16 protein-coding genes are annotated in these 18,376 nt (G+C 66.5%); 11 read left to right on the top strand and 5 right to left on the bottom strand.

The genetic code is table 11. The annotated features are described in order from the left end of the window. Positions 1-39 precede the first annotated feature (39 nt). Both HB677_RS14400 and HB677_RS14395 read right to left on the bottom strand, forming a co-directional pair. Positions 40-1,359, bottom strand: a complete 1,320-nt coding sequence (locus tag HB677_RS14400) for an ABC transporter substrate-binding protein (RefSeq protein ID WP_213816427.1) — start codon at positions 1,357-1,359, stop codon at positions 40-42. A 174-nt stretch (positions 1,360-1,533) separates the two neighbouring features. After that, positions 1,534-2,565 (bottom strand): LacI family DNA-binding transcriptional regulator, encoded by a 1,032-nt coding sequence (locus HB677_RS14395; RefSeq protein ID WP_307852609.1) that lies wholly within the window; start codon positions 2,563-2,565, stop codon positions 1,534-1,536. A 274-nt stretch (positions 2,566-2,839) separates the two neighbouring features. Between HB677_RS14395 and HB677_RS14390 the strand changes: the two genes are divergently transcribed. Next, complete coding sequence (locus HB677_RS14390; RefSeq protein ID WP_307852608.1) at positions 2,840-3,739, top strand: SMP-30/gluconolactonase/LRE family protein; 900 nt, start codon at positions 2,840-2,842, stop codon at positions 3,737-3,739. Here HB677_RS14390 and HB677_RS14385 read toward each other — a convergent pair. Together HB677_RS14385 and HB677_RS14380 are read right to left on the bottom strand one after the other, a co-directional pair. Continuing rightward, positions 3,736-4,146, bottom strand: coding sequence for a carboxymuconolactone decarboxylase family protein (locus tag HB677_RS14385; protein WP_213816425.1), 411 nt, complete (start codon positions 4,144-4,146; stop codon positions 3,736-3,738). The genes HB677_RS14390 and HB677_RS14385 overlap by 4 nt on opposite strands. Positions 4,147-4,161: 15 nt before the next feature. Continuing rightward, positions 4,162-4,911 carry an SDR family NAD(P)-dependent oxidoreductase gene (locus tag HB677_RS14380; protein ID WP_213816424.1) on the bottom strand — a complete coding sequence of 250 codons (750 nt, stop codon included), beginning with the start codon at positions 4,909-4,911 and terminating at the stop codon, positions 4,162-4,164. Positions 4,912-5,184: 273 nt separating this feature from the next. Between HB677_RS14380 and HB677_RS14375 the strand changes: the two genes are divergently transcribed. The 10 genes from HB677_RS14375 to HB677_RS14330 all read left to right on the top strand — a co-directional run bounded on the left by HB677_RS14375 (position 5,185) and on the right by HB677_RS14330 (position 17,556). Continuing rightward, positions 5,185-6,513: an extracellular solute-binding protein gene (locus HB677_RS14375; RefSeq protein ID WP_307852607.1), complete on the top strand. Its 1,329-nt coding sequence runs from the start codon at positions 5,185-5,187 to the stop codon at positions 6,511-6,513. Positions 6,514-6,639: 126 nt separating this feature from the next. Beyond that, on the top strand, positions 6,640-7,524 hold the full coding sequence (locus HB677_RS14370; RefSeq protein WP_213816423.1) for a carbohydrate ABC transporter permease: 885 nt from the start codon (positions 6,640-6,642) through the stop codon (positions 7,522-7,524). 3 nt (positions 7,525-7,527) lie between these two features. After that, positions 7,528-8,439 carry a carbohydrate ABC transporter permease gene (locus HB677_RS14365; protein WP_213816422.1) on the top strand — a complete coding sequence of 304 codons (912 nt, stop codon included), beginning with the start codon at positions 7,528-7,530 and terminating at the stop codon, positions 8,437-8,439. Positions 8,440-8,454: 15 nt separating this feature from the next. Next, positions 8,455-9,360, top strand: coding sequence for an aldo/keto reductase (locus tag HB677_RS14360; RefSeq protein WP_213816421.1), 906 nt, complete (start codon positions 8,455-8,457; stop codon positions 9,358-9,360). A 31-nt stretch (positions 9,361-9,391) separates the two neighbouring features. Beyond that, the gene (locus tag HB677_RS14355; protein ID WP_213816420.1) at positions 9,392-12,421 is read left to right on the top strand and encodes a glycoside hydrolase family 2 TIM barrel-domain containing protein; all 3,030 of its coding nucleotides are present in this window, start codon (positions 9,392-9,394) and stop codon (positions 12,419-12,421) included. A 107-nt stretch (positions 12,422-12,528) separates the two neighbouring features. After that, positions 12,529-12,744 (top strand): hypothetical protein, encoded by a 216-nt coding sequence (locus tag HB677_RS14350; RefSeq protein WP_213816419.1) that lies wholly within the window; start codon positions 12,529-12,531, stop codon positions 12,742-12,744. A 158-nt stretch (positions 12,745-12,902) separates the two neighbouring features. Next, positions 12,903-13,520 (top strand): DedA family protein, encoded by a 618-nt coding sequence (locus HB677_RS14345; RefSeq protein ID WP_213816418.1) that lies wholly within the window; start codon positions 12,903-12,905, stop codon positions 13,518-13,520. 62 nt (positions 13,521-13,582) lie between these two features. Continuing rightward, a complete protein-coding gene (locus tag HB677_RS14340) occupies positions 13,583-14,476 on the top strand; it encodes an ABC transporter ATP-binding protein (protein ID WP_213816417.1) in 894 nt (297 codons plus the stop codon). Then, a complete protein-coding gene (locus HB677_RS14335; protein WP_213816416.1) occupies positions 14,473-15,453 on the top strand; it encodes an iron-siderophore ABC transporter substrate-binding protein in 981 nt (326 codons plus the stop codon). The genes HB677_RS14340 and HB677_RS14335 overlap by 4 nt, the downstream gene beginning before the upstream one ends. 30 nt (positions 15,454-15,483) lie before the next feature. After that, the gene (locus tag HB677_RS14330; protein ID WP_213816415.1) at positions 15,484-17,556 is read left to right on the top strand and encodes an iron ABC transporter permease; all 2,073 of its coding nucleotides are present in this window, start codon (positions 15,484-15,486) and stop codon (positions 17,554-17,556) included. An 18-nt stretch (positions 17,557-17,574) separates the two neighbouring features. Here the strand turns inward: HB677_RS14330 and HB677_RS14325 are convergent, their stop codons facing one another. Continuing rightward, positions 17,575-17,991 (bottom strand): hypothetical protein, encoded by a 417-nt coding sequence (locus HB677_RS14325; protein WP_213816414.1) that lies wholly within the window; start codon positions 17,989-17,991, stop codon positions 17,575-17,577. Between the last annotated feature and the right edge of the window lie 385 nt (positions 17,992-18,376).

Below are 18,376 nucleotides of genomic sequence, written 5' to 3'. Positions count from 1 at the left end.
GGGTACTGCTGTACTGCGACTGCCGGCGAGCGCCGGTGGTTACCAGCCCGACAGTCCGAGCTGCTGCGCCTGCTTCTTGACGTCGGCGTCATACTGCTTGGCGCCCTCCGCGGCCGAGGTGATTCCCGATCCTACGGCCACGGTGATCTGTTCGAGCGACGGTCCCTTGATGGGGCTGAGGAATTCGAGCGCCGGCTGCGTGCCGCCATCCTTGTTGAAGTACGGAAGCAGGTCACCGACGTAGGCCGGGACGTCGGCGGGAAGGTCGCAGCCCTTGATCAGGTACGGACCGGTGACGCCGATCGCCTTGGTCTCGGAGTCGCAGCCCTTGGTGCTGGCGGCGAAGGCGATGAACTCCTTGGCGGCGTCAACGTTCTTCGACGCGGCCGGCACGTACAGGCCGTTCGGGAACCAGGTGGTCAGGGCGCTGCCGGCGGGGTCATCGCCGGGGGTGGCGAACACTCCGATGTCCTGTGCTGCGTCGGGGTAGTCAGCGATGATGGATGCCGCGGCGGAGGTCAGCATCGGATAGTGCACGCCCTCGCCTGTGGCCAGGATGCGCAGACCGTCGGTGTTCGTGGCCGAACCGAAGTCCTTGTTGTAGTACCCCTTGTCGAAGCCCTCCTGGAGGTGCTCGAAGCCTGCCATCGCCACCGGGTCGGTCGCGTACTTGGCCTTGTTCTCGGTGTACTTCGTCGCCCAGTCGGGGTCGGAGGCGAGCACGTTGGCGAAGTCACCCAGCACGTCAAGCTGCGACGTCCAGGTGTCCTTGTAGGTCTGGATGATCGCGGTCTTTCCGGCCGCCTTGATCTTGTCGTTGTTGGCGTTGTACTGGTCCCAGGTGAGCGGAACCGTCAGGCCGAGGTCCTTGTAGACCTTCTTGTTGTAGAGGATGGCACCGGCGAAGGCACCACCAACGGGAACGCCGTAGAGCTTGTCCTTGACCGAGACGACGGGCTTCATGCTGTCCATCACGTTGTCGGCGAACGACTCGTTAGTGAAGTCCACGAGGTTCTTCTCGGGAGCGATCGCCTGGAAGAGCGAGCCCGAGTTGTAGAGGAAGATATCGGTCATCTCGCCCGTGGCCAGGCGCGTCTTGATGATGTTGTCGCCGTCGGATCCGCCGGGACGCGTCTCCACCTTGACGGTGATCTTGTCCTGGGAGGCGTTGAAGTCCTTGGCAAGTCCCTCGGCGAGCGACACGTTGGCCGGAGCGTTGTCAGTCAGGAAGCTCAGCGCGACCTTGCCGTCCGCGGTGGTGCTTCCGCCGCTGTTGCTGCACCCGGTGAGCACGAGCGCGAGTGCGCCGATGCTCGCGGTGAGGGCGATCGCCGTCCGGCGTTTTCCGTGTAAAAGCATTCTCTCTTTACCTCTCTGTAAAGGGGAACAGCAACGTCTCTGTTGCCGATCGTCATTGAAACGGTTCAACGTAGGGCAAAACTAAGGCCGCACCCCGCGGCCTGTCAAACACAAATGGTAACGATCAGGTAACGGGTGGGGGCGATCGCCGGCTTCGAGGTGGGACCCCGCGAACTACGCCCGGGGTGCACCGATCGTTCCGCCCGAGCTCTCCCTGACCACGAGGATGGGCTCAAACACGACCTGCTTGCTTCCGGCGGCGGGGGTCTCCGCCAGCTCATTAATCAACAGCTCGACGGCGGCGATACCGAACTCTTCGTGGGGCGCGCGCACGGACGTCAGCGGAATGATCGACGCCTCACCGAACTCGATGTCGTCGTATCCGACGAGGGCAATCTCGCGGGGTACCTCGATTGACTGCTCGTTGACGAGGGTCTGCAGAATGCCCAGCGCGAGCAGGTCGTTCACCGCGAAGATGGCATCCGGCCGGGTCTCCGGGGAGCGCCGCGCGATGACCCGTGCGATGTCGCGCCCGTCGACGATCGTGCGGTCGGGCACGTTCAGCACCTCCAGGGTCACGTCATCGGCCTCGCGGATGGCATTGCTTGCCCCCTCCAGGCGATCGGCGACCTGCCGGATACCGAGCGGACCACCGACAAACGCGATGCGCTTGCGACCGTGCTCGATGAGATGCTTCGCCGCCAGGTAGCCACCCCGCACGTCATCGATGGAGACGGAGGGCTGGTCGGGGGATGCCCCACGCTGGCCCACGAGCACGATGGGCGTGCCCCGCTGCCGGATCGACTCGAGGCGTTCCTCGATCGGATCGTGCGAGGCGACGAGCATGCCCTGCACCCGGTGCGCCTCGAACATCTCCAGATAGGCGTCCTCGCGCTGCCGGCTCCGGTTGGAGTTCGCGATGAACACCGACAGCCCCGCGGCGGCCGCCTGCTGCTCCACGCCCTCGGCGATGGTGGCGAAGAACGGGTTGCTGACATCCGGCGCAATGTAGGCGATCGCGGCGCTGCGACCGAGGCGCAGCTGGTAGGCGGCGTTGTTGCGCACAAAGCCCAGCTGCTCGATGGCCCGCTGGATGCGCTCGCGCTTTTCCGGCGAGACCCGCGCGGGGTGGTTGATGTAGTGGGAGACGGTGCCCATGGACACTTCCGCCAGCGTTGCGACCTCGCGAATTCCTACCCGTGCCACCGCGTACCCGCCTTTTTTATGATTACGTCACCGTGTACCCGTGGGTACACCGTGTGGGAGCCGACACTACCTGTTGCGCCCCGGGAGGCAACCCCGTGCCCGTTTCCGCGGTGTCCGTTGTTGCCGGTACTGAAACGTATCAAACTGCGGGCCGTGCAACGAGCGGGGACGGGGCGGATGACCCGAGCCGATCCGAATCATGTCGACTCGGGTCATCCGCTTCCCCGGTCATTTTATCGTTTCATTTGTGCACGCCGTCTGGCATGCTTGGCCGGTGAACTCCCTTCTGGCACCCGGCGCGACCCTCGAGAAGCTCTTCACCGGAACCGCGTGGGGCGAGGGACCGGCCTGGATCGCCGGGGCGGGGGCGCTGCGGTGGAGTGACATCCCGAACAACCGGATCCTCGAGTTCGACGCGGCGACGGGGCTCACCCGGGTGCATCGCGAGGACGTCGAGTTCGCCAACGGACGCACCATCGACCTCGCCGGGCGTGTGGTGCAGTGCACGCACGGGCGCCGCAGCGTCGAGCGCGAGGTCGACGGCGAGGTCACGACGCTGGTCGACAGGTTCGGGACGGCGCGGCTGAACTCCCCGAACGATGTGGTGGTCGCCTCCGACGGCTCGATCTGGTTCACGGACCCGCCCTATGGCCTGCATCCGAGCGGGCGCGAGGGCTACCCGGGGCCGCAGGAGTATGACGGCTGCTTCGTGTTCCGGTTCGACGAGGTCACCGGCGAGCTGGTGCCGGTGATTACCGACATGGTGCATCCGAACGGGCTCGCGTTCTCCCCGGACGAGTCGCTGCTGTACGTGTCAGACACCGGCTTCTACGGGGACGCGGCGCACGGGCCGCGGCACCTGCGCGTGTATGAGGTGGATGTCGCGGCGGGAACCACGAGCAACGGCCGGGTATTCGCGGAGGTCGCGCCCGAGGCATCCGATGGATTCCGCATCGACATCGAGGGACGCATCTGGACGTCGAGCGGGGACTCCGTGCAGGTGTACTCACCGGAGGGCGAGCTGCTGGAGAAGGTGCCGGTTCCGGAGAAGGTGGCCAACGTCGCGTTCGGCGGGGCCGACGGACACGACCTCTACATCACGGCGTCGACCAGCCTGTACCGGATCCGCACGGCGACGATGCAGGCCGGGCGGCCGGACGGACGCGTGAACTAGTCCGCGTCGGGCCCGAGGGCCGGCGGCACCTCCACGCCGTAGGCGATGAGCGCGTCCGTCACCACCCGAATGGCGTTGAGTGCCCGGGGAAATCCCGAGTACTGCACCGTGTGGATGACGGTCTCGATGATTTCGGTGGGGGTGCATCCGACGTTGATGGCTCCGCGGGTGTGACCCTGCAGCTGCGGCTCGAGGCCGCCCAGCGTCACCAGCGACGCGATGGTCAGCAACTCGCGCTGGGCGAGGGTCAGTCCCGGCCGCGCATAGATGTCGCCGAAGTTGAACTCGATGCCGTAGCGGGCGAGATCCTGGGCGAGTCCGGTCTGCATTTCGACCAGGCCGTCGGCCTTTCCCTCGCCGTAGACCTCGTTGAACTTCGCCTTGCCCTTGTCGAGACGTGCGCTCATGGTGTGCCTTCGTTTCTAGATCGAGTGTCCGCCGTCGAGCGGCAAGATCAGTCCGGTGATGTTGACGGATTCGGGGGCGGCCAGGAAGACGACTGTCTGGGCGAGGTGTTCCGGCTGGCCGAGCAGACGCGTGGGGATCTGGTCGAGCAGGGCCTCGCGACGCTCCGGGGTGTCGTTGTCGCGGCCCGGCGTCGCCTGCGCTCCGGGTGCCAGCACATTGACCGTGATGCCGCTCTCCGCAACCTCGATGGCGAGCGCCTTCGTGAGCCCGATGACGCCGGCCTTCGCGGCCGCGTACGCGGTCGCACCACGGACGAGCCGGCCACCGCTGACGGCGGCGATCGAGGCGATGTTGATGATGCGGCCGAAGTTCTGGTCGAGCATGGAGGGCAGCACCGCCCGCGTGACGTTGAAGACCGAGGTGAGGTTACGGTCGATCTGGGTCGTCCAGGTCTCGTAGGTCATCTCGTGGAAGAAGCTCACCGCTCCCCCGCCCGCCCCGTTGAGGAGGATGTCCACGCCGCCCCACTCGGCGATGACACCGGCGACGGCGTCCTGCACCGCGTCGAAGTCCGTGAGATCGGTGGCGGCCGAGTACGCACGAACCCCGTGGGACCGAACGAGGGCAGCGGTGTCCTCGAGTCCTGCCGCGTTGAGGTCGAGCCCCGCGACATCCGCCCCCTCCGCCGCCAACGCCTCGGCGATGACACGACCGAGCGCTCCCGCTGCTCCTGTGACGATGGCGCGTTTGCCCTGCAACCTCATGACGTATTCCTTAGCTCTGGGGGTCTGAGAACCACCGCAGTTCGTCTTCTTCGACAGAAGGAACTTTCATCCGACAATGGCTGACCGTTCCGCAATTCTGGACTTTGATTTGAAACGTGTCAACCTGACTCGCGACGGCGCGATCACCGGTCACGCGCTATTTTCTCCGCAGCGAAGGAACGTGCTTGACAGCCACAGGACTCGGGGTTAGCCTCGGCAATTGAAACGCTTCAACACCCGCTTCACACACAGCCACATCTTCAAGGAGGAAATGTGTCCACTGCATTCACCGGACGGCGGAAACGCGTCTTTGTGCAAGTCATCGCAGGAGCGGGTGCGGCAATGCTGCTGCTGTCCGCCTGCTCATCCAACTCCGGTTCGACCGGATCAACGGACTCGGTCACGGAGTTCTCGCTCCTGACACCCGCGGAAAACTCGATCATTCGCGATGAACTCGCCACCCTCTCCACCGACCAGTGCGCGGCCGAGAACAAGGCGCTCCCGCTCAAGAGCGAGACCGTCGCCCAGGCCGACGTCGTTCAGAAGATCACCCTCCTCGCCAGTCAGGACGCACTTCCCGTGATGTATGTCGCGGGCACCGCCCAGGTGAAGCCGGACGGCGACATCGGCAAGAACAACCTCGCCGTGGATTACGAGAAGATCCTCACCGACCTCGGCGTGTGGGACGACATCCTTCCCGCAGCGCAGTCGACGGTGAAGGCCGCGTACGGCGGAAACATGGCGTCGCTTCCCTTCCAGTACAACGTCGAGGGCATCTTCTACAACAAGAAGATCTTCGCTGACAACGACATCACGGCACCGACCACCTGGGCGGAGCTGACCGCGGCGACGACCAAGCTCAAGGCGGCCGGCGTCACCCCCATCACCGAGGCGGGCAAGGACGGCTGGCCCATCACCCGCCTGCTCGGCAACTACATCTTCCGCAGCGTCGGCCCCGACGCGATGGAGAAGGTACAGAAGGGTGAGGCCAAGCTGACCGACCCCGAGTACGTTGCGGCCGCCCAGGCCATCGCTGACCTCGGCAAGGCAGACGCGTTCGGCGCCGGCATCACGTCGCGCGATACCGACACCGCCTACGCGCAGTTCCTCACCGGCAAGGCCGCGATGATCTACAACGGTTCGTGGATGCTCGCCAACATCAACGACCCCGCGCAGACCACCATCGGCGCCGACAACGTGGGCTTCATGCCCTTCCCCGCCGTTGACGGCGGAGCGGGTAACGCAGACCAGTGGCCGGCCAACGCCGGTGCCGCCACGGCGACATCGACCAAGGCGTATGGCCCGAAGGTCGGCGACTGGCTCAAGTGCATCGCCGAGAACTACGGCTCGAGCGTCATGAAGAACCAGTCGGTCATCTCCGGCTTCAAGCTGAACACCCCGGTCACCGGCATCCCGCCGCTGACGGAGGAGCTTCAGGGCGTGGTCAGCAAGGCCACCGAGACGGTTCTCTGGTTCGAGGCCCTCATGGACGCCAAAACCACTTCGGATGCGCAGACCAACGTGTCGCTTCTGGTGACGGGTGCAACATCACCCGCCGACTACATGAAGCTCCTGCAGTCCGACCTCGATCAGGCCAAGTAACACCGAGGCCTGCGAGCAGCACACACCAGGTGGCGGGTCGGTCGCAAACCCCGACCCGCCATCTTTCTGCCGGCAGACGCCTGAGCCCGTGCCTCTACCGGCAGCCCCGTACCGAAAGGAAATACCGTGAACAGCGTTCTCGGCGATAAGAAAGCAATCCTGATCCTTCTGGGTCCGGCGCTGCTGGTTTACACCCTCATCAAGCTCGTTCCCGTCATGTGGTCGCTGGGGCTCACATTCTTTACGGGCAACCCGTTGAGCGGGTTCGAGTTCATCGGCATCGACAACTTCACCCGCTTCTTCGGTGACCCGCAGGCCATCGCCGCCCTCGGTTTCACCCTCAAGTACGCCGTCATCATCACGATCGCCCAGGTCGGACTCGGCTACGCCCTCGCTCTGATGTACGTCTTCGTCCTCAAGAACGCGTCAAGCTTCGTGCGCACTGTCGTGTTCTTCCCGACCGTTCTCCCCACGGTCGCGGTCGGACTGCTCTTCAGCAGCCTCTTCGCCGTCGGCGACCAGGAGGGCCCCGTCAACGCGGCACTCAACCTATTTGGCATCCCCTCCGTCGACTGGTTCTCGACCGGAGGCGGCACCTTTACGGTCGCCATCATCATGGAGCTGTGGCGCTCGATGGGATTCTTCGCCGTGCTTCTCTACGCCGGCCTGCTCGACATTCCCGAGGAGATGCTCGAGTCCGCCCGTCTGGACGGCGCCACCGGCTGGAAGCTCGTGCGCAGCATCGTCCTTCCCCTCTCCCTGCCCGTGTTGCTGTCGTCGCTGATCTTCAGCGCCAACAACTCCCTCAAGGTGTTCGACACCGTGCTCGCTCTTAACAACGGCGGGCCGGGCGGCGAGACCACGCCCCTCACGCTCTACATGTTCCGCACGGTGTTCAGCTACTCCGACTACGGATACGGCAGCACCATCGCGTTTGTTCTGACGATCATGTGCTTCATCGTCACCCTCTTCATCTTCCGCTCAGCACGCCGCGACAACACGAAGGCCTAAGACATGGCAATCAACACCGCACCCGCGCTCCCCCGCACGTCGGCCAGTCCGACCCGTACCACTCCCTCGGCGCCCCGGGCGAGCACCAGCCGGCGCGTGAAGAAAATCATTTCCCGCACGCTCATCACCCTCCTGGTGATCGTCGAGATCTACCCACTCTTCTGGCTGGTGATGGGCTCGTTCAAGACCCAGAACGAGTTCTTCTCTGCCCCCACGTGGGCCCTGCCGCAGAGTCTCAACTTCGACAATTACGTGTCGGCGCTCACGACCGGCTCGATCGGGCAAAACCTCGTCAACAGCATCCTGGTTACGGTTCCATCGCTGTTCTTCATGATCGCTCTCGGCACCGCCGCCGCCTACGCCCTCGAAGTGCTCATCTGGCGCGGCCGCAACACGATCCTGCTCGTCTTCGTCGCCGGCATCATGATCCCCGGCCAGATGATTCTCGTGCCGTTGTTCACCGTGTACTTCAAGTCGGGGCTCACGAACACGCTCTGGCCGCTGATCATCACGTACACCGTCATGGGACTGCCCCTGACCGTCTTCCTGATGACCGCCTACTTCCGGGCCATCCCCCGCGAGATCTTCGAAGCGGCCGCCATCGACGGTTCCGGCATGATCAAGTCGTTCTTCCTCATTGGCGTTCCCATGATGCGCAACGCCATCGTCACCATCGCGCTCGTCGAGTTCTTCAGCGTCTGGAACGATCTGCTCATCGCCCTGACCTTCACCACCAAGTCCGAGCTCGCCACCGTGCAGGTCGGGCTGCTGAACTTCAGTGACGAATATGGTTCCACGCAGTACGGGCCACTCTTCGCCGCGATCAGCATCAACGTCATCGGCATGCTCGTTCTGTATCTGTTCCTCAACAAGCAGATCATGGCCGGGCTCGCGGCCGGTTCCCTCAAGGGCTGATCGGCGCGTGAAGCGATGACGCAGTCCCCGACCGAGCCAACTCCAGCGCGGCTCGGCCCGATCACGATTGGTACCTCCGGACTCGGATCGCGGGCGGATGCCCCGACTCTCGCCACGGCGATGCTGACGTCCCCCATCGGGCAGATCGACACGTCGAACACCTATGCCGGCGGCGAGAGCGAGCGCACGCTCGGGCGGGCGTTGCGCGCATTGGACGGGTTTCCGCACGGGACATCCATCTTCTCCAAGGCGGATGCCGACCCCGACACCGGTGTCTTCGACGGCGACCGGGTTCGACGGTCCTTTGCCGAGACGCTCGAACGGTTGGGAGTGGACAGCCTGCCGATCTACCACCTGCACGACCCGTACTCCCTGTCTGTCGCCGAGGCGTTCGCTCCCGGGGGCGCCGTCGAGGCGTTGACGGCGCTGCGGGACGAGGGCGCGGTGGGCGCCATCGGCATTGCCGCGGGACCGGTCGGCCTAATGACCGAGTACGTCTCGACCGGCGTCTTCGATGCCATGCTCACCCACAACCGGTACACACTGGCCGATCGCACGGCGCTTCCCCTGATCGAGTTGGCAGCGTCGAAGGGCATGACGGTGTTCAACGCGGCACCGTTCGGTGGTGGCATCCTCGCCGGGTCGACCGCGGGCCGCGACCGATACGCGTACCGGCCGGCGCCCGCGCCGCTGCTCGCCTACATCGACCGGGTACGGCAGCTCTGCGACGACGCGGGAGTGTCGGTGGCGGCGGCCGCGCTCAACTTCTCCACGGCGCATCCGCTCATCGACTCCACCGTCGTGGGTGTGTCCAGCCTTGCCTGGCTCGAGCAGCTCTCGGTGCTGGCATCGACCGCGATCCCCGGCGGCCTGCAGGACGCCATCGCGGCCCTCGGTGACCCGCCGCCCTCGACCACATGACGACCGCATAACCCCGAAGCAGGACGAAACCATGGCACCGTACTACGACGACTTCACTCCCGGCGAGGGCCGTCGCACACCGCGGGCCGACGCTCTCTCGGATGCGCCGCGCCTCAGCCTCAACGGCCACTGGCGCTTTCGGCTGTCACCGACCGCCAGTGGCACCGGCGACGCCTTCACCCACCCGGATTTCGACGACTCCGCCTGGGACACGATCCCCGTGCCCTCCCACTGGGTGCTCGAGGGCCACGGCCATCCGCTTTATACGAACACCGCGTTTCCGTTCCCGATCGATCCGCCGTACGTGCCGACCGACAATCCCACCGGTGAGTACCGGCTCGACTTCGAGCTGCCCGAGGGGTGGCGGGCGGATGACACGGTCCTCCGGTTCCAGGGTGTGGACTCCTGCGGAAAGGTGTGGCTGAACGGCCACGAGCTCGGTCACTCGAAGGGCAGCAGGTTGCCCTTCGAATTCGAGGTCGGTCAGCTGGTACATCCGGGGTCCAATTCTCTGGCGGTGCGGGTGCACCGGTGGTCCAGCGGAAGCTACCTCGAAGACCAGGACATGTGGTGGCTCCCCGGCATCTTCCGCGACGTCGAACTGCTCGCGCGCCCGGCCGCCGCGATCGACGATTACTTTGTACACGCCACCTACGACGCTGCGACGGGCATGGGCACGCTGGTTGTGGATGCCACGAGCCCGGGTGTCATCGACATTCCCGAGCTCGACGTTCGCGGCCTCACAACGGGCGACTCCGTCACCATTCCCGTCGCACCGTGGAGCGCAGAACTGCCCCGCCTATACCGCGGCACGCTGCGCGCGACGGGAGCGCAGGACTCCGAAACCATCGAGCTCGCCGTCGGCTTCCGCACGGTTTCCATCGTGGACGGGCGCCTCCTCGTGAACGGCGAGCCCGTGCTCTTTCGCGGGGTCAACCGGCACGAGCAGGACCCGGACGTGGGGCGCGCGCTGTCGGTCGACACCATGCGGCGGGACATCCTGCTCATGAAGCAGAACAACATCAACGCCGTGCGCACGAGCCACTACCCGCCGCACCCTGAGTTCCTGCGCCTGTGCGACGAGCTGGGCCTGTGGGTCGTCGAGGAATGCGACATCGAGACTCACGGCTTCATCTACGCGGGGTGGGAGGGCAACCCGCCCGCCGACCCGCGGTGGCGCGATGCACTGCTCGACCGCATTCGCCGCATGGTCGAACGCGACAAGAACAGGCCGAGCGTCGTGGTCTGGTCGATGGCCAACGAGAGCTGGACGGGCGACACGTTCGGCGAGCTCGAGCGATGGATCCGGGAGCGCGACGACAGCCGTCCGGTCTTCTACGAGCGTGACCCGAGCTACCAGAACTCCGACTTCTACAGCCTCATGTATCCCTCGCTCGAGGACCTCGAGGCGATCGGACGCCGCGAGGAGACGACCCCCGACGGCATCGAGGAGGGGTCGGCGCACGACATCCGCCGCCGCGCCCTCCCCTTTCTGCTCTGCGAATACGCGCACGCCATGGGCAACGGGCCGGGGTCGCTCGGCGACTACCAGCGCATCCTCGAGGCCCATGACCGCTTCTGCGGCGCATTCGTGTGGGAGTGGATCGACCACGGCTTCCGACGAGTGGATGCCTCGGGCCGGGAGTTCTTCGCGCACGGCGGCGACATCGACTTCCGCCCCAACGGCGGCCGCTACTGCCTCGACGGGCTGCTCTTTTCCGACCGCACGCCCTCGCCCGGGCTCGCGGAGTACAAGACCGCGATCCAGCCGGTGGGGATCACGATTAGTGTCGGCGCGACGGACGACGCAGGCAGGACGGACGACGCGGACGGGGCGGATGTCACGACCGCCGACATCCGCAACAAGCACGACTTCCGCGACCTCACGCACCTGACGTTCTCGTGGGTGCTCGAAACCGACGGACTGGCGGTATCGGGAGGCCCACTCGAGGTGCCACCCGTGGCAGCACGATCGACCGTGAGCATCACGATGCCGCAGGTCGCGGTGCCCGACGTCGGCGAGAGCTGGATCACGATCACCGCGACGCTCGCGGAGGCCACAGCGTGGGCGCCGGCCGGACATGCCGTGGCGTTCGGCCAGGCGCGGGTCGGCGATTCCGACGCGGTGGCCACCACGGGAACCGCGCCCATCCCAACCGCCCCGGCCGCCCCACACTCGCGCCCCGACGGCACGATCGTGCTCGGACGTGGCGTCTTCGACGGGTCATCCGGTCGCCTGCTGCGTCTCGGCGATCTCGACCTCGACGGTCCCCAGCTCGACATCTGGCGCGCGCCGACCGAGAACGATCGTGGGCAGGGTCCCCGCAACACGGTGGCGGCGACCTGGAAGGCCGTCGGTCTCGACCGGATGCTGCATCGAACCGATTCGATCGAGCTGTTGCCGGGGTCCCTTGTGGTGACGACGCGGAGCGCGCCCGCCGCGCACGGCCTTGGCTTGCGCGCGGTGTTCACCTGGACGCTCCGGCCCTCGGCAGATCGAGACGCCGACGCCGACGCGCTCCACCTCGCCGTGCACGTCATCCCCGAGGGCATCTGGACCAACACGCCCATCGGCAACCACACCGTCACCCTCCCCCGGCTCGGCCTGCGCCTCGGCCTGCCCGCCTCGTTCGACACGGCACAGTGGTTCGGCCTCGGCCCCGACGAGAGTTACTCCGACAGCCGCGACGCCGCCCGCGTCGGACGCTTCACCCGCACCATCGATGACCTACAGACGAACTATCCGGTGCCGGAGGAGAACGGCAATCACGTCGACACCCGTTGGCTGCGCCTGTCGGCGAGCGCGGGCCCCGGCCCCACACTCCGCGTGACGGGCGAGCCCGCGTTTGACTTCACCGCACGGCGCTGGACCAGCGAGGATCTCGAACGCGCGAGGCATCCATTCGACCTCATCGACACCGGACGCGTCTGGCTCAACCTCGACTACGCGCAGCGCGGCGTCGGTAGCGCGGCCTGCGGTCCGGCCCTGCCCGAGCGGTATGCAGTGCCGCCGATCGAAACGAGGTTCGGGATGACCCTGAGCCTGGCGAACTCCGACTAACGCGAGTTGCTCTCAGACCCACAAAATCCGCTCACAAGCAACCCACCGGACACACACAGGCAGCGCTTCTACGCTGGAGCCACGCAATCAAATGGAGGGAGCGTCACATGGGATTTCTAGACAACGCGAAGGATGCCGCCGAGGCCACCGGTAAGAAGATCGGTGAGTTCGTTGACGACACCAAGGAACGCATCTCCGACAAGGCTGACGAGCTTCACGCAGAGGCAGACGTCAAGAAGGCCGAAGCAGATGTGAAGCACGCGGAGGCGAACCGCGACGCCACCGAAGCAAAGAACGAGTACAAGGAAGACCTGCGTAACTAACGTCTTTCTCCTCGCGGGAGGGTCCGCAGCCGGGATGGCTGCGGACCCTTCTTGCGTTTCGCGACCGAATGTCCACCTTGAGGACGACGCGCGTTCACCCTCGCGACCGATGATGGCTGCATGGATGCTCCGTACCGTGGGTGTCGTGGAGGTACGCGATGGTTGAGGTACTGAACGACATTTTGATGTCGACCGCGTCATCCCCCTGGATCTACGCGGTGCTCTTCATCGTGTGCATCGCCGACGGGTTCTTCCCGCCGGTGCCGAGCGAGACGCTGATCGTCGCCGCCGTTGCGGTGGGCGCGAGCACCGGGCAACCGATGCTCTGGGGCGTCCTGGCGGTCGCCGCCGCGGGCGCGATCACCGGCGACAGCCTGTGTTACCTGCTCGGGCGCCGGGTGGGAATCACCCGATTTAAGTGGATGCGCCGGCCCTCCGCCGAACGTCTGTTCACCTGGGCCGCCCACGGGCTCGCGACACGACCGGCCAGCCTCATCCTGGTGGGACGGTACATTCCCGTGGGGCGCATCGCGGTCAATGTGATGGCGGGAGCGACTGGACTCCCCTTCCGCCGGTTCCTTCCGCTGACGATCCTCGCGGGCATCTGCTGGGCCGCCTATTCGACCATCATCGGCACCGTCGCCGCGGCGACGTTCCACAACAGTCCGCTGCTCGCGGCAGTGGTCGCGGTCATCGTCGCCCTGGCGCTCGGCGTCGTTGTCGACCGCGTCTCGCACCTCATCACCTCGCGACGGGGGCTTCGCCCGCGCGTCTAGCCGACGGTGCGCGGTCCACACAAGCACGGCCGGCCCCTTTCCGGTTAGGTTAGGCTTACCTCATGGTCGCCGCCGCCGCCCCCGACAACGCCCGCACTCCGGGGCGAGTTGCCCTCGGAGCGACGAACATCACCGTGGCCTACGACAACGTCGATGTTGTGCATGGAGCCGCTCTCGAACTGCACCCCGGGCAGGTCACCGCGCTCGTCGGCCCGAACGGCAGCGGCAAGTCCACGCTGCTGCGCACCCTTGCCCGGCTGCAGCGACCGCGCTCGGGCTCCATGACGATCGCCGCGGACCAGGCGGACGGACAGGCGGATGCCCCGGCCGACGTCAACGGTTTCGACCTGACGCTCAAGCACTTCGCGCGGCGCGTGGCACTGCTCACGCAGGGTCGGCCCACGCCCGGCGGACTGAGTGTGCGCGACGTCGTCGAATTCGGCCGGTTCCCGTATCGCGGCCGGTGGGGGCGGGCAGATCCGCACGGGTCATCCGCCATCGACCATTCCCTCATGATCACGGGACTCACCGAGTACGCCGACCGCGGCGTCGATCAGCTCTCGGGCGGCCAGCTGCAACGGGTCTGGCTGGCGAGCTGCCTCGCGCAGGAGACCGGCATCCTTCTGCTGGACGAACCGACCACCTACCTCGACCTTCGGTACCAGGTGGAGTTGCTCGACCTCATCCGCGATCTCGCCGACACACGCGACATCGCGATCGGGGTGGTGCTGCACGACCTCGACCAGGCGGCGGCCATTGCCGACCACGTTGCACTGCTCAGCTCCGGGCGGATCGTCTCCTACGGCACGCCCACGGAGGTGCTCGATGCCGGGCTCCTCAGCGACGTCTACGGAATCCGCATCGACGTGCACACCGACCCTACGAACGGCCAGATGCGCACCCACGCCGTCGGCCGCCACAACACCAGAACCGAAAGGCTCCACTCCTCATCATGAGACTCCGACTCCTTATAGCCACCGCCATCGTCGCGACGGCCGCACTGTCACTGACCGCTTGCGGCACCACCGAAGCGCCGTCCGGCGGTTCCAGCAGCAGCTCCGCCGCGATCACGCTGAAAGACGCGAGCGGAACCGAGATCACGCTCGATGGACCGGCCACCAAGGTCGTCGGAACCGAGTGGAACGTCGTGGAGAGCCTCGTCTCCCTGGGCGTTGACCCCGTCGGCGTCTCGGACGTGAAGGGGTACAACCTGTGGGACTCGGCCGTGCCGCTGACCAACACCCCGAAGGACATCGGAACGCGCGGTGAGCCCAGCCTCGACACCATCGCCGCCCTCGCGCCGGACCTGATCGTGGCGACGACCGACCTGACCCCGGCATCCGTGGCGCAGCTGCGCAAGATAGCCCCCGTGCTGCAGGTGACCTCCGCGGACGGCGCCGACCAGATCGGTCAGATGTTCACCAACCTCGACCTCATCGCCCAGGCGACCGGCACGGAGGACACGGCGAAGGATCTCAAGACCGAGTTCGACGCGAAGATCGCCTCGGGCAAGGCCGCGTTGGCAGATGCCGGACTCGCCGGAGCCAAGTTCGCCTTCGCCGACGGCTATTTCGACGCCAACCAGGTCACCATTCGTCCCTACACGAAGACGTCCCTCGTGGGCGCCGTCACCACAGAGCTCGGCCTCAGCGACGCGTGGACCATCGAGGGCGACGCCGCCTACGGCATGGGCAGCACGGATGTCGAAGCACTGACGAAGCTCGGCGATGTGCAGTTCCTCTACATCGCCAATGACGGCGACGGCGGAGACGTCTTCGTCGATCACCTCGCTACCAACCCCATCTGGAAGTCCCTCGCCTTCGTCAAGGCGGGCACCGTGCACCGCATCGACGATGGCATCTGGATGTTCGGCGGACCGGGCTCGATGATGGCGTACGTCGACTCCGTCGTCGCCGAACTCACCGCCAAGTAGCCACGCGGCCCAGGCAGCTCCGCGCACCCGATGACCGTCACCACCGCCGGCAGAGACACGGCTCCGTCTGCGGCGCGGCCCGCGCGCGCCGTGAGTCTCGCGGCGGTGACGGTGGGTCTCGTGGTGCTCATCGTGGTGCTGGGGCTCATCGATATCACCCAGGGCACGGCGGCCGTGGGACCGTCGCAGATCTGGAACGCTCTGACCGGACATGCCGGCGAGGGGGATGCCGCGGTGGTCGTGGCATCCCGTCTCCCCCGCATGTTCGCCGGAATCCTCGTGGGTGTCGCCCTGGGGTGTGCGGGGGCGGCAATGCAGCTGGTCAGCCGAAATGTTCTCGCCTCGCCGGACACCCTTGCCGTGAACGCGGGCGCGTACTTCTCGCTCACGCTCGTCGCGGTGACCGGCGTCTCATTCCCGGTGCTGGCGTCGTCGGGCGTTGCCTTTGTCGGAGGACTCGCCGCCGCGATCGTCGTCGTCACGCTGTCAGGTCTTGGCAGCGGCACGATCAGGTTGGTTCTGGCCGGCAGCGCCCTTGCGATCGGGATCGGCTCCATCACGGACGCGCTCATCATTCTGTTCCCGGAACGCACCGCCGGCCTCTACCAGTGGAGCGCCGGAAGCATCAGCCAGAGCAGTTCCGATGGTGTGAACCAGATGGCGCCGGTGATCGTGGTCGGGCTGATCGGCCTGCTCGTGCTCGCCCGGCGCATGGACGCGCTGCGGTTGGGCGATGATGCTGCGCGGAGCGTGGGCGTCAATGTTGCGACCACCCGCATCACCACCATCGTGTTCGCTGTGCTGCTGTCGGCGGTGGCCGTGACGATTGCCGGACCGATCGGCTTCGTCGGCCTCTCTGCACCGGCGCTGGTGCGCCCGCTCGCGCGGACATTCCCCGGGCTGATGCGGGCGAGGAGTTTCCTGCCGCTGTCGGGGCTCGTCGGCGTTGTGCTTGTGCTGGGCTCGGACGTTCTGCTGCGTGCGGTCGTCGGCGCGGACAGGTCCGTCGCCATCCCCACGGGGGTCATCACCACCCTCGTCGGAGCGATCTTCCTCATCGTCATGGCGCTTCGCTCGCGCGACTCGGGAGAGGTCGCACCCGCCGACCGCCAGCGCGTCGCGTCGCGCACCCGGTTCGTCGTCACCCTGCTCGCGCTGGTCGCCGCGGTCATCGCCGTGACCGTCGCGTCCATGCTGCTGGGCGACGCCAAGCTGCTGCTGGGGGATGTCACGAACTGGCTCACCGGGCACGCCGGGCGGGTCGTCTCGTTCGTTCTCGACACCCGCGTTCCCCGCGTTCTTGCCGCGCTGACGGCCGGGGCGGCGCTCGCGCTCGCGGGAACGCTCGTGCAGGCAGTCACCCGGAACCCGCTGGCCGAGCCCGGCATCCTCGGTGTCTCCGGGGGCGCCGCCCTTGGCGCCGTCATCCTGGTCACGACGGTGCCGGTGGTGCCGACCTGGGGGCTCGCCGGTGCAGCACTGGTGGGCGGCGCGGTGACGGCGGCGATCGTCTTCGGGCTCGCGGCGCGCGGCGGTTTTCGACAGAACCGGCTGGTGCTCGTCGGAGTGGGCATGTCTGCCGCGACGACCGCGGTCATCACGTTCCTCATCGCCCTGACCGACCCGTTCAACGCCACCAAGGCACTGACGTGGCTGTCTGGATCGACCTATGGGCGCGAGCTGTCGGACATCGCGCCCGTCGTGGTCGTTCTCGCGATCGGGGTGATCGTCGCGATCATGCGGCACCGCCAGATCGACCTGATCTCGATCGACGACGACACCCCGCGGCTCCTCGGGCTCCGGCTCGGGTCATCCCGTCTTCCGCTGCTGGTCGTGAGCGTGCTGCTGACGGCGACGGCGGTATCGGCGGTCGGAGTGATCGGGTTTGTCGGGCTTGTGGCCCCCCACGCCGCACGCGCGCTCGTCGGGCGGCGGCACGCCCGGGTCATCCCGATCGCCATGCTGCTTGGCGCGTTCCTGGTCTGCCTCGCCGACGTGCTGGGACGCACGGTGATTGCGCCCGGACAGCTGGGTGCTGGGCTGCTCACCGCGATCGTCGGAACGCCGTACTTCATCTGGCTGCTGTGGCGGTCCCGGCGCTGACCCGCGGGAGCCCGGACGCTAGGACGTGAGACCGAGGTTGGAGAGCGCCTTCGCCTCGAGCTGAAGCGCGAGCTCGTGCGGACGGTCGGCGGCGAGCGGGGCGATGGCGGTGCGGTCGAGGTTCTCCCGGCGGACCTTCACCACGCGGGCGACCGTGATTGCCATCTCGTTGTCCTCGCGCTTGGCCCACGGCACATTGATGAGCGACAGCAGCACGGACAGGCCCAGTTCTGAGTCGGCGTCATCGTTGCTGATCGCCTTTTCCGTAGCCCAGGAGAACCGCTGCCACCACTGGTCGCGTCCGACCCAGCTCTGCGTCTTGGCGGCGCTGGCACCGGTGACGATCACCCCGACGATGGCGGCGAGCGCGGCGACTACGGCGGCGGCGAGGGTGAACCATCCCTGGATGGTTCCGGCTTCTACGGTGGGGTCCACGTCAGAAACCTACTTCGGGGCGCCGCCGGAGGTCAGGCCTTGCGCTCGGGGTAGCTCGCTGCGCCGGCGCTGTGGCGGGTGTGCGCGCTGTGGCGGGTGTGCGCGCTGTGGCAGGTGAGCGCGCTGTGGCGGGCTGCTCGCGCTGTGGCGGGCTGCTCGCGCTGTGGCGGGCTGCTCGCGCTTCGAGTTCGCCAGATAAGGAGAATGCGGGTCATAGCCTCCCGATCATCCGCACGAAGGTGCAATCTGCCGAAAACTCCTGATCTGACGAAACACTTGTAGCCGCGAATCTGTATCACCCGGTGGACGGGCACGAGTGGCCGGCCAGGAGTGCCCGGCTTGGGACATCCACTCGTCCGCTATGGACACTACTTTCCATATGGGA

It is taken from the genome of Glaciihabitans sp. dw_435 (assembly GCF_018449675.1).
Lineage (GTDB): Bacteria > Actinomycetota > Actinomycetes > Actinomycetales > Microbacteriaceae > Glaciihabitans.
Note: the sequence above shows the minus strand (reverse complement) of the source record. Positions and strands in the feature narration are given on the sequence as shown.